Below are 273 nucleotides of genomic sequence, written 5' to 3' on the forward strand. Positions count from 1 at the left end.
GAATTATCCGTCGCGGGTGTTGGATGGGGCGGTGACGCCGGCGTCGACGACGTTTGATGTGTTGCAGGATGCCGGGAATGTGTTTGTGGATGATTCGGCGGGGTCGACGTTGAATCAGGTGTCGGCGGCGCAGATGCGGTTGGGCGGGGATAAGAAGTTGCCGGGTTCGGCGGTGGTGAGTTTCGGGTCGGAGGTCATTGCGGTGACGGATGCGGCGCGGGGTTCGGTGTGGGCGTTGTCGCCGTCGACGGTGAATGGGTTTGATGAGGAGAA

1 protein-coding gene is annotated in these 273 nt (G+C 61.9%); it reads left to right on the forward strand.

The genetic code is table 11. The annotated features are described in order from the left end of the window. Positions 1-273, forward strand: a 273-nt coding sequence (locus FS787_RS17890) for a hypothetical protein (RefSeq protein WP_144674645.1), incomplete at both ends; no start/stop codon positions are given.

This window comes from Arthrobacter sp. U41 (genome assembly GCF_007679325.1).
Taxonomy (GTDB): Bacteria; Actinomycetota; Actinomycetes; order Actinomycetales; family Micrococcaceae; genus Arthrobacter.